10 protein-coding genes are annotated in these 14,473 nt (G+C 71.3%); 1 reads left to right on the top strand and 9 read right to left on the bottom strand.

The genetic code is table 11. From position 1 onward, the window contains the following. Positions 1-16: 16 nt before the first annotated feature. The 4 genes from ACZ6B8_RS07980 to ACZ6B8_RS07965 all read right to left on the bottom strand — a co-directional run bounded on the left by ACZ6B8_RS07980 (position 17) and on the right by ACZ6B8_RS07965 (position 5,742). Positions 17-499 carry a poly-gamma-glutamate biosynthesis protein PgsC/CapC gene (locus ACZ6B8_RS07980; RefSeq protein ID WP_471077293.1) on the bottom strand — a complete coding sequence of 161 codons (483 nt, stop codon included), beginning with the start codon at positions 497-499 and terminating at the stop codon, positions 17-19. Further along, positions 496-2,061 carry a poly-gamma-glutamate synthase PgsB gene (gene pgsB, locus ACZ6B8_RS07975; protein WP_471606638.1) on the bottom strand — a complete coding sequence of 522 codons (1,566 nt, stop codon included), beginning with the start codon at positions 2,059-2,061 and terminating at the stop codon, positions 496-498. Before pgsB ends, ACZ6B8_RS07980 begins: the two co-directional genes overlap by 4 nt. Positions 2,062-2,066: 5 nt before the next feature. Continuing rightward, the gene (locus ACZ6B8_RS07970; protein ID WP_471078455.1) at positions 2,067-4,301 is read right to left on the bottom strand and encodes a cache domain-containing protein; all 2,235 of its coding nucleotides are present in this window, start codon (positions 4,299-4,301) and stop codon (positions 2,067-2,069) included. 244 nt (positions 4,302-4,545) lie between these two features. Continuing rightward, complete coding sequence (locus ACZ6B8_RS07965; protein WP_471077287.1) at positions 4,546-5,742, bottom strand: CapA family protein; 1,197 nt, start codon at positions 5,740-5,742, stop codon at positions 4,546-4,548. A gap of 23 nt (positions 5,743-5,765) precedes the next feature. Here ACZ6B8_RS07965 and ACZ6B8_RS07960 point away from each other — a divergent pair, with 23 nt between their 5' ends. Beyond that, a complete protein-coding gene (locus tag ACZ6B8_RS07960) occupies positions 5,766-6,791 on the top strand; it encodes a hypothetical protein (RefSeq protein ID WP_471606637.1) in 1,026 nt (341 codons plus the stop codon). Positions 6,792-6,821: 30 nt separating this feature from the next. Here the strand turns inward: ACZ6B8_RS07960 and ACZ6B8_RS07955 are convergent, their stop codons facing one another. The 5 genes from ACZ6B8_RS07955 to ACZ6B8_RS07935 form a co-directional block, all read right to left on the bottom strand. After that, positions 6,822-8,315 (bottom strand): ArnT family glycosyltransferase, encoded by a 1,494-nt coding sequence (locus tag ACZ6B8_RS07955; protein WP_471606636.1) that lies wholly within the window; start codon positions 8,313-8,315, stop codon positions 6,822-6,824. Between the two features lie 82 nt (positions 8,316-8,397). Beyond that, entirely contained in the window at positions 8,398-9,924 is a 1,527-nt protein-coding gene (locus ACZ6B8_RS07950) for an amino acid permease (protein WP_471077278.1), read from the bottom strand. 114 nt (positions 9,925-10,038) lie between these two features. After that, a complete protein-coding gene (dxs, locus tag ACZ6B8_RS07945) occupies positions 10,039-11,970 on the bottom strand; it encodes a 1-deoxy-D-xylulose-5-phosphate synthase (protein WP_471606635.1) in 1,932 nt (643 codons plus the stop codon). Positions 11,971-12,224: 254 nt separating this feature from the next. Beyond that, the gene (locus tag ACZ6B8_RS07940) at positions 12,225-13,565 is read right to left on the bottom strand and encodes a sugar ABC transporter permease (RefSeq protein WP_471606634.1); all 1,341 of its coding nucleotides are present in this window, start codon (positions 13,563-13,565) and stop codon (positions 12,225-12,227) included. Continuing rightward, on the bottom strand, positions 13,562-14,362 hold the full coding sequence (locus ACZ6B8_RS07935) for an ATP-binding cassette domain-containing protein (RefSeq protein ID WP_471078452.1): 801 nt from the start codon (positions 14,360-14,362) through the stop codon (positions 13,562-13,564). Before ACZ6B8_RS07935 ends, ACZ6B8_RS07940 begins: the two co-directional genes overlap by 4 nt. Between the last annotated feature and the right edge of the window lie 111 nt (positions 14,363-14,473).

Raw genomic sequence — 14,473 nt, 5'->3', positions numbered from 1 at the left:
GAATGGCTCCTGCGAATCAGGCGGACGGCATGAAGCCGAGGAGGATCCCGGCGGTGAGGACGACGTAGGCCATGAGGGTCACCGAGCCCGTGGCGAGCAGGGTGGGGCCCTTGGGCTGGCGGACCAGCTGGTAGGCGATCAGGCCCGGGACGATGAAGCCGAGGGTCTGGTTGCTGTACATCAGCGGGAACTCGAGCGAGAGCACGATCATCACGGTGGCCTGGAGCACCACACCGGTCAGCACGACCGCGGCGAACAGGCGCTTGCCGTAGAGGATCACGAAACGCTGCATCAGGAGCGTGCAGAGGTAGGTGAGGACGGTGACGCCCACGACCATGGCGGCGCGCTGGAGGTCCTCGACGAGGGTCAGCGCGAGCCAGCCCGGCGTGATCATGCCGCCGGGCGAGAGGTTGGTCGTCAGATAACAGACCAGGGAGAAGAGCAGCCCGAGCGCGATGCCGACCGCGGCGATCTCAGGAGTGAGGACGGAGGGAATCAACGGGGCTCTCCTGGGCTGTGCCACTGCGGGGTGTCGTCTGCGGCGGGCGGTACGGGCGGTACGCGCGGCTCGAACAGGCCGCGGGGCGCGGGGGGCTGGGGGTGCGGTTCCTGGGGCGCGTGGCCCTCGTGGGACACGTACTGCTGGTGCTGTTGGTACGGCTCGTACTGCTGGTACGGCTCGTACTGCTGCTCCTGGTACTGCTGCTCATGGTGCTGCTGGTGCTCGTACTGCTGGTACTCGTACGGCTGCTGGACCACGGGGATCGGCTGGGTGTGGGCCGGCGCGTACCGCGTCTCGTACGCCTCCGGGTAGTGCTGGTACGGGTCGACGTGCGGCTCGTAGAACGGGGCGGGCTCCTCGGCCGCCTGCTCCTCGCTCTCGTCCGGCGGCAGTTCGGCGAGGTGCTCCAGGAGCAGCTCGCCCTGGCCGTGGATGTTGCCGATCGCGACGAGCGAGGAGTCGGCGCCGAGCTGCGCCAGCATGTCGCGCATGAACTCCTCGGGGTCGCGCCGGTCGCCGCCGAGGTCGACGGCGCGCGAGCGCCAGTCGGCGGGGATGGCGTCGATGGCGGACTTGGCCGGGTGGCCGATGACGAAGACCTTCTCCGGCCGGAGGTCGGGGATGATCTCGCCCATCTGGCCGTTGCGCTCGACGCGGTCGGGGCGGCAGTTGATGACCACGTGGAGCGGGCGGTGGATGGCGCCGAGGTCGAGCAGCTGGTTGATGTTCATCAGCGTCGACTCGGGGTCGTTGGCCGCGAAGACGTTGGCGAAGCGGAGCTTCTTGCCGTCCTCGGTGGCGTACCGCTCGACGGAGAGGACACCGGGGTCCGGCGGCGCGTCGTACATGCCCTGGAGGGCGACCTCGCGGCCGACGCCGACGAGCTCGGCGACCTTGAGCGCGATCGCCACGTTCTCCTTGAAGGTGAACCAGCTGAAGCCGCGCAGCTCGTCGTCGGTCACCGTCTCCGGGTCGGCGTAGATGAGCTCGCAGTTCCGCGCGTCGGCCTCCTCCTTGAGGATGTCGAAGCGGTCCTGCTCGGCGGTGACGCAGATGCCGCCCTCCGGCATGGAACGGGAGAGCGAGCGCGCCACGTCGTCGAGGGTCGGGCCCATCTCGGCGAGGTGGTCCTCGCGGACGTTGCAGAGCACGCCGATGGTGGAGCGGATCAGCTTGGACTGGTTGATCTCCTGGAGTGCCGGCATGACCGCCATGCACTCGATGACCAGGGCGTCCGGGTCGTAGGTGGCGGCGCGCCGCACGATGCCGATCTGCTCGACGACGTTGGCGATGCCGAACTTGCGGTAGACGGGCTCCTCGGTGGCGTCGGGGTGGATGAACCGGGCCGCGGTGCCGGTGGTCTTGGCGACCGTGGTGAGCCCGCCGCCGCGCAGGGCGCCCGCGCACAGCCGGGTGATGGAGGACTTGCCGCGGATGCCGTTGACGAGGACCCGGGTGGGGATGTGCTCCAGACTGGCGAAGTGCCGCCGCTGTTCGACGACGCCGGCGGCCAGCAGGATCGCGCAGCACACCACGAGCACGGTGTAGAGGAAGAGCACGGGGTTCAGTTCCTTCCGGCGAGGCCGGCCGTGACGCCGTCCCGCTTGCGCTGCGTGCCCGTCGGCAGCTGCTGCCTGATGAGTTCGAGGCTGCGGGTGACGGCGCCGACCTCGTCGTGGTGACGCGGGTACAGGACGGTGCGGCGGTCCCCGTCGGCGAGCGCCTCCGCCTGGTCGGCGAGGTGGCGCAGCGGCCGTACGACGACGATGTGCAGCCAGCCGAGGCAGGCCGCCGCCGCGGTGATGCCGAGCAGACCGGCGAGGACCGTGCGGTTCTGGTAGCTGTAGGCGGGGATGGCGAGCCCGGAGGCGGGCTGCCAGCTGACGACGGTCCAGCCCAGCGCGCCGGCCGCGCCGCCGCCGACGAACGGGGCCGCGGCGGCGATCTGGATGTCGTCGCCGTCGCGGTAGAGGACGCCGCTCGGGCGGGGGCTGAGCCCGACCTTCTGCCCGGTGCCCTCGGCGAGGGCGTTGAGACGGCCCCCCGGCAGGCTCTCGAACTCGCGGTAGCCGGTGTTGGCGCCGATCACCCGGCGCTTGTCGTCGACGACGCGGACCTCACCGAGGCCGGGCCGCTTGAGCAGGGAGTTGAGGAAGTCGATGCGGAACTCGCCGACGACGGCGGCTCCTTCCAGGCCCGGCACCTCGGCCGTACCGATGATCACCGGTTCCTTGCCGCCCTCGTCGATGACGCGGATGGGCTTGGTTGAGGGTCCCTTGCCCGAGGGGCTGCGGGGGTCGTGGCCCGCCTCGGCGAGGATCTTGCCGTCGGCGTCGAGCACGTACAGGGACTGGTAGCGCCCGTGCTGGTTCAGGGTGCTCTCCAGGACCTTGGCCATGTCCGAGGGTTCGGTGCGGTCCCCCATCAGGGTGGCGACCGAGGTGAGGTCGGCCTGGCCCTCGTTGAGGGCGCGGCGGACCCGGTCGGTGAGGGTGTCGGTGCGCTCGCGCTGGTCGTTGACCATCTGCTGCGGGATGACGACGGTGTCGCCCGCCCTGTTGAGCAACAGCAGCAGCGGCGCGGACCAGGCGAGCAGCAGCACGGCGCAGACGGCGATCAGGGTGCGGGTGCCGAACCTGCGGCGCCGGGTCCTGTCCTCGGGGGCGGCGGGTTCGCCGGTGAGCTGGCGGCGCAGCCGTTCCAGGGCGGTGCCGATGCGGGCGGCCTCGCCGTGCCGCGGCACGGAGACCGGCCGGTCGACGTCGCCGCGGGTGAGACGGCGGCCCTCCAGGAAGAGCTGGATCAGCGGTCGCTGCACGGTCCGCAGGAGCACGAATACGGTGAGTCCGCCGATCAGCAGCAGGGCCCCGGCCGCGATCAGCCCGAAGGCGGAGTCGCTCTTGGCCGTCGGGTCCTCGGCGACCGGGACCATGGCGACGACGGTCAGGCCGAGCCGGGTGGCCACGGTGGACTCGCCCGGCTCGGGGCCCGCCATGTTCGCGTACCCGGCGACGGCGCGCTCACCGAGGTAGCGCTCGCCGGTGAGGTGGCCGCTGATGCCGAGGAAGCCGCCGGAGCCGGGCTCCTTGGACATCAGCGGATGGCCCCTGGTCTTCTTGGCGGCCGCCTCGGCGAACGACTTGAGCTGCTTGTTGGACTGCTTGACCTCGTCGCGCTGGAGGTCGGTGAGGACCTGTTCGGGCTCGGGGATGCCGTCGGTGCTCAGGACCTCGCCGTCCTGGCCGACGACGGCGATGGAGCGGAACTTGCCGAGGCTGATGCCGGGGAAGCGCAGGCTGCTGGAGGCGATCAGGAGCTGCTGCGGCTGGCCCTTCCAGGTGAGCAGGGCGAAGGAGAGCAGGCGGGTCTCGCCGTTCTCCAGGCGCACCATGCGCGGGGCGAGACCGTCCTTGCCGGCCAGCTCGCCGCGGTCGACGGCGGTCAGCGGGAGGTTCTCGCCGCGGGCGGCGAGCAGCTTGCCCGAGGTGATCTCGACGACCGCCGTGCCCATCCACTTCTGGTAGACGCTGCCGGTCTTGTCGAGGACGGCGTCGGCGGGCACCGGGTCGCCGGCGCTGAAGAGCTCGGCGGTCCGGGTCAGGTCGGTGACGGACTCGTCGATGGAGGCGCGCAGCGCGATGGCGCCGTCCTCGGCGAAGTGCTGCTGGGACGACTTGACGGCTTTGGGTACGGCTTCCTGGCCGACCCTGCCGAGCGACAGCGCGGTGATGCCCGCGAGGGCGAGGAGCAGGACCGACAGCACTGCGATGGGCGGGCGTATGCCGCCCAGCAGTGACATGTCGGTCCTTCGGCGGACCTTGTGCCGCCGCTTCGAACGCGAAGCGGCCAAGGGAGGCTCCTCTCCTGGAGTGACGCGGGGGGTCGAACACGCAAAGTGATGCGTTCCGGAGAGGTCTGACCCGCGTCACGCCGGGAGGGATGTACGAGCGGCCGCAAATGTGAGCTAGATCGCGTCAAGAAGGTGTTTGGGCCAAAAAACGACCATGATCGTTCCACTTTTACTCGGCCGGGCCCGGTCGGGCTCAGTCGGGCAGCCCCTGGAGCGGTACGAGCCCGTCCTGGCTCGCGCCCCGGTTCAGCAGCGTGCCCTGGGTGCGCTCGAAGGCGAGCCGGTAGCGGGAGCGCTGCTGCTCACTGAGGTCCTCGTCGTCCCGCAGCGCGGTGGCGACATCGACGAGCCGGTGGTCCTCGACCGCGTTCTTCGGCAGGGCGCCGGTCTCGTCGGGGTCCGGCGGGATGTCCACGAACGTGGGGACGTACTTGGCGTCGACGTCCCACTTCCCGCCGCGCTTGACGAACTCGAACCAGCCGATGACGCCTTCCTCGGTCAGTCCGTTGGGCACGTCGTGCCGGGCGATCTGGTTGCCGAGCCCGTACGCGATCCAGGTGCCGTCGACCTTCTCCATCGGCTGGACGACGTGCGCGTGGTGGCCGATGACCAGGTTGATGCCGGTCTCCCGAGCGATCCTGCGGGCCAGCTTCAGCTGCGGGCCGCTGGCGTTGGGCTGGTTCTCACGGCCCCAGTGGATGCTGAGGATCACCACCTCGGCGCCCGCCGCGCGCGCCTTCTTCTCGGCGGCGGCGATCGCGTCGAAGTCGTTCTGGTTGGCGATCCACGGCTTGTCCCTGGGGACCTCGCGACCGTTGAACCCGAAGGCGAAGGCGATCTGCGCCACCTTCACGCCCTTCACCTCGGTGATCAGCGGCTTCGCCGCCTCGGCCGCGCTGCGCGCCGAACCGGTGTGCCGCAGGCCCGCCTCGTCCAGCGTGTCCAGGGTGCGGGTGACCCCGGCGGGGCCGTGGTCGAGCGTGTGGTTGGACACCGTCGAGCACTGGTCGTAGCCGACGTCCTTGACCGCCGTGGCGATCTGGGGCGGGACGAGGAAGTCGGGGTAGCTCCGGAACGGTCCGCCGGGCTTGCCGACCACCGGCTCGAAGTGGCAGATGCCCAGGTCGGCCTTGCTGATGACCGGCTTGACGCCCGCCATCATCGGCCGGAAGTCCAGGCCCTTCTCCCCCTGGCCCGTCTTCTTGGCGTCCTTGCGCGCCTGTTCGGTCAGCTGGGGGTGGATGAGGATGTCGCCCGCGGCGGCGACGGTGAACGAGGGGCCGTCGGCTGCGGGCTTGTCGTCGCCGCCGAAGGGGCCGCAGGCGGTGCCGGCCAGCAGGAGCGAGGAGGCTGCACAGGTCACGAGATGCCTGCGAAGGGGACGTGTCATCACAGGGCTATCTTTATACAACCATGAAGATCTCCCGCACCCGGCCGCAAGCGATCGCACGGAAGGCCCGCGTTCTCGGCCTGGTCACCGCAGCCGTTCTCAGCCTCGCGCAGTGCGGCGCGGGCTCCTCCCCGGACGACGACGAGTCCGGGCGCGAAGAGAGCCACGCCCCCTCGAAGCCCGGCGGCGGCGAGAACGGTACGGAGGGTCAGGACGGCGAGGACCTCACCGAAATGATCACCTCGTACACCGACGGGTTCCACGAGGACAGCGGGTACCGCCACCCCTCGCGCACCGACCGGGACACCGTCGCCGAGGGCGTCGCGCTGCTCCTCGACCACCGCCGCCCGCAGGCCGAACGGCGCCTGGCGGACGTGGATCTCGCGGTGCGCACGGTCACCGACAAGGGCACGGGGCGGCGGTACGCGGAGATCGCCGACCGCTCCGAGGACGGCGCGGCACCGCGTGGCTGGGGCCGCGTCTACCTCGACCTCGACGCCCCGGTCCGCTGGTCCGTGCAGGTCCCGCACCCGGTGGCCGACCGGAACACCGAACGGCTCGGCGCGGAGTTGATGCGCCGCTCCCCCGGCGGCGTGCTCGTGCTCGCGGGCGCGCACCGCGACGCCGGACGCGGGGACGAGGCGGACGTCGCCCACCGCAGGGACACCGTGTTCCACGCCGTCTGCGACGAACTTCTCCGGCGCGGCCTGCCCGGCGTCCAACTCCACGGAATGGCCGACGACTCGGCGCCGCGGCACGACGTCGTCGCCTCCACCGGCCGCGGCCGGGAGGCCGTCACCGAGGGCCGCGCCCTCGCCGACGCCCTGCGCGGGCGGGGCTGGGACGTCTGCCGCGCCTGGGCCAGGTCCTGCCCGCTCGCGGGCCGCTCCAACATGCAGGGACGGGCCGCGTCGGCGCGCGATGTGCCGTTCCTGCACGTCGAGTTCGGGCCCCGGATCCGCGAGGACGCCGGGCACGCACGGGAGGTGGTGGGCGAGCTGGCCGAGGTCACGCGCGGGTGGAACCGGCACACCCGGCCCCGTTCGTAGCGCGCCCCCGCAGCCGCACCGCCCCGCCCCTCACCGCCCCACCCGCACGTACACCACCGCCCCCTCCACCCGCGCCACCGGCGCGTACCCCACCGAGAGGATCCGTCGCAGCGACGGCACCCGGTCCGGACCGAACGGCTTGCCCCGGGAGTCGTCGACCACGACCGCCGGCGGGGTGCGCCGCAGTTCCTGGCGGAAGACCGGCCAGGCGCCCTCGACCGCGTACTTCTCGCCCACCTGGGGCCCGTCCCTGCCCCCGCTGTAGTTGGTGAGCAGCCCGGCCGTGAGGTAGCGGCTCGCGGGGGCGCGGCCGGCCAGCCAGTACGCCTCCGGATGTATCCCCCAGAACAGCACCCGGTCGCGCGGGCCGGTGTCGGCCCTGACCGCCTGCGCCAGGCGGGTGGCGTGCGCCAGTTCGGGGCGCGGCGCGAGCAGCCCCCAGGCGAGGAACACGGCGCACGCGCACCCGGAGGTGACGAGGGCCCGCACCGTCCGCTCGCGCGGCAGGATCTGGAGCGCAGCCGCGCCCAACAGGGCCAGGGGCGGCATGAGTTGGAGGTAGTAGTGGCCGAAGAAGTGGAAGCCGAGCAGGACCGCGGCCACCGAGGAGGCCAGCCAGAGCCACAGCTCCGCCGCGCCGGTGCGGGCGATGCGCAGCACCCGTACGACCGGTGGAAGGATGCCCGCGCAGGCCGCCGCGAGGAGCGCCGCGTTGGCCAACCCGCGGGCCAGGACGTGGAGTTCGGAGCCGGTGAAGGAGGCGTACGCGCCGGAGCCCGTGACCGTCCAGAACAGGAACCCGGCGGGCGTCGTCAGGAGTGCGGCGGCCAGCACCGGCGACACGAGGCCTGCCGTGAGGCGCCCGGCGCCCCGCCGGTCCGCCCCGCCGTGCCACAGCAGCCAGCCGACCGGCAGCAGTACCGCCCCGCCGGTCTGCTTGGCCAGGAAGGCGCAGGCCACGGCGGCGCCCGCGGTGACCCATCTGCGGCGGTCCGCGCACCACATGGCGGCCGCCGTGCACGGCAGCATGAAGACCTCGAAGGTGGCCGCCTGGGCGTCCTCCGGGTTGAGGCCCACGGAGATCAGCAGATACAGCACCCCCGCCGTGCGGCCGGCGCCGTCCCCCCAGCGGCGCCGGGCCAGCGAGACCAGGAGCACCGCCGTGAGGAGCTGCGCGGCGAGGGCGAGGAGCTTCAGGGGCAGCAGGGAGTCGTCGCCGAAGAGCGCGAACGCGCCCGCGTACAGCCAGGGGACGAGCGGCGGCTTGCGGTCGACGACCGTCTCGTAGAGCTCGCCGCCGTCCGCCAACATCCGTGCCTGGACGGCGAGATAGCCCTCGTCCGGGCTCCACAGCGGCCACCGGAAGGAGGGCAGCCGCGTCACGCACGCCAGGGCGGCGAGCAGCGGGAGCAGACGTGCCCAGTACGCGGCCCGGGCTCCCCTTCCGGGGGCGGGCTCGGTACGCGGGCCCGGCACCCGGAGGGCGGGCACGGAGCGTGGTGACACGGAGGGCGGGGCGAGCATACCGGCACGCTAACGGCCCCGCACGCCCCGACGGATCGGGACATACGGGGCCGGAGCGTAATGCCTGCCGAACGGCGGGTGACTACCGTGCGTCGTCGGCGTGCCGGTCACGGACGTGCAGCCGGCTGTGCGAACGCCCGTACGCGAAGTAGATGACGACGCCGAGCACCATCCAGACGCCGAACCGCAGCCAGGTCTCGGCCGGCAGGTTCAGCATCAGCCACAGCGACGCGAGCACCGAGAGGATCGGCACGAACGGCACCAGCGGGGTACGGAAGGCGCGCGGCAGGTCGGGGCGCTGCCTGCGGAGCAGGATGACGCCGAGGGCGACGACGACGAAGGCGAACAGCGTGCCGATGTTGACCAGTTCGGCCAGCTCGTCGATGGAGGTGAAGCCCGCGACGACCGCCACGATCGCGCCGAGCAGGAGCGTCGAGCGGTACGGCGTGCCGAACTTGGGGTGGACCTTGGAGAAGGTCTTCGGCAGCAGCCCGTCACGGCTCATCGCGAAGAAGACCCGGGTCTGGCCGAGCAGCAGGATCATGCAGACGGAGGTGAGGCCGACGGCGGCGCCGAAGCTGATCACGCCCGCCCAGAACGGGTGCCCGACGGCCTTGAAGGCGTCCGCGAGCGGCGCGTCCGTGGAGAGCTCGCTGTACTTCTGCATGCCGGTCACCACGACGGAGACCGCGACGTACAGGACCGTGCAGATGAGCAGCGAGCCGAGGATGCCGCGGGGCACGTCGCGCTGCGGGTTGCGGGTCTCCTCGGCGGCGGTCGCGACGATGTCGAAGCCGATGAAGGCGAAGAACACGACGGCCGCCGCGGTGAAGATGCCCATCACGCCGAAGTCACCCGGGGTGAACCCGAAGATCAGCTGGACCAGCGGCGCGGTGATGCCGCCGCCGCCCTCGACCTGCTTGCTCGGCGGGACGAACGGGTCGTAGTTGGAGCCGGTGATGAAGAAGGCGCCCACGATGATGACGAGGACGACCACGGTGACCTTGACCGCGACGATGACGTTGGTGACCCGCGAGGACAGCTTCATCCCGGCGACGAGGATGCCGGTCAGGATCAGCACGAGCACCGCGGCCAGCAGGTCGAAGCCGAACTTCCCCTCGTGCGTGCCGCTCAGCGCCTGCGGCAGGTGCACGCCCGCGGTGTCGAGGAGCGAGCGGAGGTAGCCGGACCAGCCGACCGCCACCACCGCGCAGCCGAGCGCGAGCTCGAGGACCAGGTCCCAGCCGATGATCCAGGCCGGGAACTCGCCGAGCGAGGCGTACGAGAAGGTGTACGCGGACCCGGCGACCGGCACGGTCGAGGCGAACTCGGCGTAGCAGAGCGCCGCGAGGGCGCAGACGAGTCCGGCGACGACGAAGGCCAGGGCCACCGAGGGCCCGGCCGTCTCCTTGGCGATTTTTCCGGTCAGTACGAAGATTCCGGTACCGATGATGACGCCGACGCCGAAGACCGTGAGGTCGAGGGCGGACAGCGACTTCTTGAGCGCGTGCTCCGGTTCCTCGGTGTCCTGGATGGACTGCTCTACGCTCTTCGTCCTGAAGAGGGTGTTGCTCACGGGCGTACCTCCACGCTTGGTCGTCCCCGACATGATCGAGAGACCGAGTACCCCGAAAGCCCCGGCGCGGGCCGATTCACGCGAATGGGCCGGTTCCACCACCCGTACAGGGTGCTGGAACCGGCCCTTCGGCGGTGCGCGTTGACGTCAGTCGCGGGCGGGCTCCACCGAGTCGACCGCGGCGGCGGTGTTCCGCTCGTACTTGCCGTCGAGCTTGGCGACCAGGCCGGTGACCTGCCGGGCGATGTCCGGGGCGGTCAGCCCGATCTCCGCCATGATCTCCTTGCGCGATGCGTGGTCGAGGAAGCGCGGCGGGATGCCGAAGTCGCGCAGCGGGACGTCGACGCCGGCGTCGCGCAGCGCCTGGGCGATGGCCGAACCGACGCCGCCCGCGCGGGAGTTGTCCTCGACGGTGACGACGACGCGGTGCTTCTCGGCGAGCGGGGCCATCGCCTCGTCGACCGGCTTGACCCAGCGCGGGTCGACGACGGTCGTGGTGATGCCCTGCTTGTCGAGCAGGCCGGCGATCTCCAGGCACATCGGCGCGAGCGCGCCCACGGAGACCAGCAGCACGTCCGGCTTGTCGGCGGACGCCTCGCGCAGCACGTCCATCGAACCGACCTTGCCGACGGCCTTGACCGCCGGGCCGACCGCGCCCTTGGAGTAGCGCACCACGGTCGGCGCGTCGTCGACCTCGACGGCCTCGCGCAGCTGCATGCGGACCTGGTCGGCGTCGCGCGGCGCGGCGATCCGGAGGGTCGGCACGCACTGCAGGATCGACATGTCCCACATGCCGTTGTGCGAGGCGCCGTCCGTGCCGGTGACGCCGGCGCGGTCCAGGACGAAGGTGACGCCGCACTTGTGCAGCGCCACGTCCATCAGGAGCTGGTCGAAGGCGCGGTTGAGGAAGGTCGCGTAGACCGCGAAGACGGGGTGCAGTCCACCGCTGGCCAGGCCCGCCGCGGAGACCGCCGCGTGCTGCTCGGCGATACCGACGTCGTAGACCCGGTCGGGGAACTCCTCGGCGAACTTCTTCAGGCCGACCGGCTGGAGCATGGCGGCCGTGATGGCGACGATGTCCTCGCGCTCCCGGCCGAGCTCGACCATCTCCTCGCCGAAGACGGACGTCCAGTCCATGCCGGAGGCGGCAATGGGCAGGCCCGTGTCGGGGTGGATGACGCCGACGGCGTGGAAGTGGTCGGCCTCGTCCTCCAGGGCGGGCTTGTAGCCGCGGCCCTTCTCGGTGATGCAGTGCACGATGACCGGGCCGCCGAAGCGCTTGGCACGCTGCAGGGCGGACTCCAGGGCCTCGACGTCGTGGCCGTCGATCGGGCCGACGTACTTCAGTCCGAGGTCCTCGAACATGCCCTGGGGGGCGATGAAGTCCTTGAGGCCCTTCTTGGCGCCGTGCAGGGTCTCGTAGAGCGGCTTGCCGACGACCGGCGTGCGCTCCAGGAGGTCCTTCCCGCGGGCCAGGAACCGCTCGTAGCCGTCGGTCGTGCGCAGGGTCGCCAGGTGGTCGGCGAGGCCGCCGATCGTGGGCGCGTAGGAGCGCTCGTTGTCGTTGACGACGATGACGATCGGGCGGTCCTTGGCGGCGGCGATGTTGTTCAGCGCCTCCCAGGCCATGCCGCCGGTGAGCGCGCCGTCCCCGATGACGGCGACGACGTGGTCGTCCTTGCCGCGCACCTGGTTGGCCTTGGCGAGGCCGTCGGCCCAGCCGAGGACCGTGGAGGCGTGGCTGTTCTCGATCACGTCGTGCTCGGACTCGGCGCGCGAGGGGTAGCCGGAGAGGCCGCCCTTGCTGCGCAGCCTGTCGAAGTCCTGGCGGCCGGTGAGCAGCTTGTGCACATAGCTCTGGTGGCCGGTGTCGAAGAGGACCTTGTCCCTGGGGGACTCGAAGACGCGGTGCAGGGCGATGGTGAGCTCGACCACGCCGAGGTTGGGGCCGAGGTGGCCGCCGGTCTTGGAGACTGCGTCGACGAGGAAGCCGCGGATCTCTCCGGCCAGCTGGTTCAGCTCCTCGGGAGTGAGCCGGTCAAGATCGCGCGGTCCCGTGATGCGGGTCAGCAGCGGCACCCGTGCCTCCTTGCAGTAGAGCTGAGATGTGCTGTTCGAGCGTTGCCGGGTCTGTCGAGTCTAATGTTCCGCAACCGGCGACGGCGTCCGGGAGGCGTTTTCCGGGTCACACGAACAGCGGAACCCCGCGCCCCGTGAAGGGGACGCGGGGTCCGGCGTGCCCCGTAAGGGGCGCGGGGAACTGCGCGCTCAGCCAGGGACGGCCGGCAGTCACAAGACCTGGGGGAACCACCCCAGGCCCGAGGGGGGCACCCTTAGGCGCGCCCCGCCGATTTCTGGGTCCGCCGCGAAATAGAGTCAATGACCACCGCCGCGAGCAGCACCGCACCCGTGATCATGAACTGGATCTCGCTCGCCATGCCGAGCATGTTCAGGCCCTGCTGGATCGACTGGATCACGAGCATGCCGAGCAGCGCGGACCACACCTTGCCGCGGCCGCCGAAGAGGCTGGTGCCGCCGATGACCGCCGCGGCGATCACCATCATCAGCGTGTTGCCGCCGCCCAGGCTCTTCGTGGCACCGCCCGAGAGGCTGGCGATGAAAAGGCCGCCGAAGGCGGCGAGCATGCCGGAGATGGCGAAGACGGTGATCCGGACCCGGTCGACGTTGATGCCGGCCCGGCGCGCGGCCTCCGCGTTGCCGCCGACCGCGAAGACCTGGCGGCCGAAGGTGGTGCGCCGCGCCACGAAGTCCGCGATCACCAGGACGGCGAGGAAGAGCACCAGGGCCAGCGGCAGACCGCGGGCGCCGACCGGCTCGTTCAGCTCGTACGCCGCGCCGCCCGCGAGGACGGCCACGACGACCGTGCGCAGCACGATCTCGCTGACCGGCCGGGACGGCAGCCCGGCGGCCCTGCGGCGCTTGCTGTCGAGCAGCAGGGAGGCCGCGTACGCGATGATCGCGACGGCCGCGAGACCGTAGGCCGCGCCCTTCTCCGCGAAGAAGTGCCCGGTGAGGTCCTCGACGACGCTGCCCTCGGGCGTGTTGATGCTGCCCTCGCCGCCCATCAGCCAGATCTGTACGCCGCTCCAGCCGAGGAAGCCCGCGAGGGTGACCACGAAGGCCGGCACGCCGATCTTGGCGAAGAAGAAGCCGTGCAGGGCGCCGATGACCATGCCGGTCAGGACGGCGATGAGCACCGACAGCCAGTCGTTCATCTCGTGCGTGACGTTCAGCACGGCCCAGACCGCCGCGCCCATGCCGGCCACGGAACCGACCGACAGGTCGATCTCGCCGAGCAGCAGGACGAAGACGATGCCGACGGCCATGATGCCGAGGCCGGAGGTGAAGACCGCGATGTTCGCGAGGCTGCTCGCGTCCAGGAAGTGCTCGTTCTTCAGCTGGAAGACGATCGCGATGATGATCAGGCCCACGACCACGGGCAGCGAGCCGAGCTCGCCGCCGCGCATCTTGCGCTTGAACTCGGTCCAGTAGCCGGCCAGGCCCTCCTCGCGGACGAGCAGCCGGGGGTCGACGGCCGGGACCGGCGCGGCCGACTTCTCCGCCTGGGCCGGCACGGTGCCGGTGCCCGCGGCGGGCGCGTCCGTGGCGGGGGCGTCCGCGGCGGGCTTCGGGTTCTTGGCGAGGTCGCTCACTTCGCGTCCTCCTTCGTGACCGAGGCCGAGCGCGCCGAGCGGCGGGTCACGGCGTTGTCCGTGGCGCCGGTGATGGCGGCGATGATCTCTTCGTTGGTGGTGTCCGCGACGGAGAAGGTGCCGTTGTTCCGGCCGAGCCGCAGCACCGCGACCCGGTCGGCGACGGCCTTCACGTCGGCCATGTTGTGGCTGATCAGGATCACGCCGTGGCCGCGCTCGCGCAGCCGCTCCACCAGGTCGAGGACCTGGGCGGTCTGCTCGACGCCGAGGGCGGCGGTGGGCTCGTCGAGGATGACGACCTTGGGGTCGCCGACCAGCGCGCGGGCGATGGCGACGACCTGGCGCTGACCGCCGGAGAGCGCCGCGACCGGGATGCGGACGCTGGGGATGCGGATGGAGAGGGTGTCGAGGAGCTCCTTGGCCCGCTTCTCCATCTTGATCTCGTCCAGGACGGACGCGGTCCTCAGCTCGCTGCCGAGGAAGAGGTTGGCCACCACGTCGAGGTTGTCGCAGAGCGCGAGGTCCTGGTAGACGGTGGCGACGCCGAGGTTCTGGGCGTCGTGCGGGCGCCCGATGCGGACCCCCTTGCCCTCCCACTCGATGGTGCCGTCGTCGATCGGGTGGACGCCCGAGATCGTCTTGACGAGCGTGGACTTGCCGGCGCCGTTGTCGCCGACGAGGGCGACCACCTCACCGGTGTGGATTTCGAGGTCTACGTCCGTGAGCGCCTGGACGGCGCCGAACCGCTTGGAGACCCCGCGCAACGCCAGCACGGGCGTAGCGGACACGTGAATCAGCTCCTTCGCCGCCTGACCGGCGGGGATGGTGGTGCAGCAAGGACAGTGCCCGGTGAGCGGTGCTCCATGAGCAGAGCGGTGCTCCGCGGGCGAGTCCGGCACCCGCCCCCC

It is taken from the genome of Streptomyces sp. NPDC041122, from assembly GCF_055592445.1.
This window is presented reverse-complemented; position numbering and strand designations above follow the sequence as displayed.

What these genes read in the sequence shown, in the direction of transcription:
- ACZ6B8_RS07960 (WP_471606637.1), top strand. Translation starts at nt 5,766, where the DNA reads ATGAAGATCTCCCGCACCCGGCCGCAAGCGATCGCACGGAAGGCCCGC.
- ACZ6B8_RS07955 (WP_471606636.1), bottom strand. Translation starts at nt 8,315, where the DNA reads ATGCTCGCCCCGCCCTCCGTGTCACCACGCTCCGTGCCCGCCCTCCGG.
- ACZ6B8_RS07950 (WP_471077278.1), bottom strand. Translation starts at nt 9,924, where the DNA reads ATGTCGGGGACGACCAAGCGTGGAGGTACGCCCGTGAGCAACACCCTC.
- ACZ6B8_RS07965 (WP_471077287.1), bottom strand. Translation starts at nt 5,742, where the DNA reads ATGACACGTCCCCTTCGCAGGCATCTCGTGACCTGTGCAGCCTCCTCG.
- ACZ6B8_RS07970 (WP_471078455.1), bottom strand. Translation starts at nt 4,301, where the DNA reads ATGTCACTGCTGGGCGGCATACGCCCGCCCATCGCAGTGCTGTCGGTC.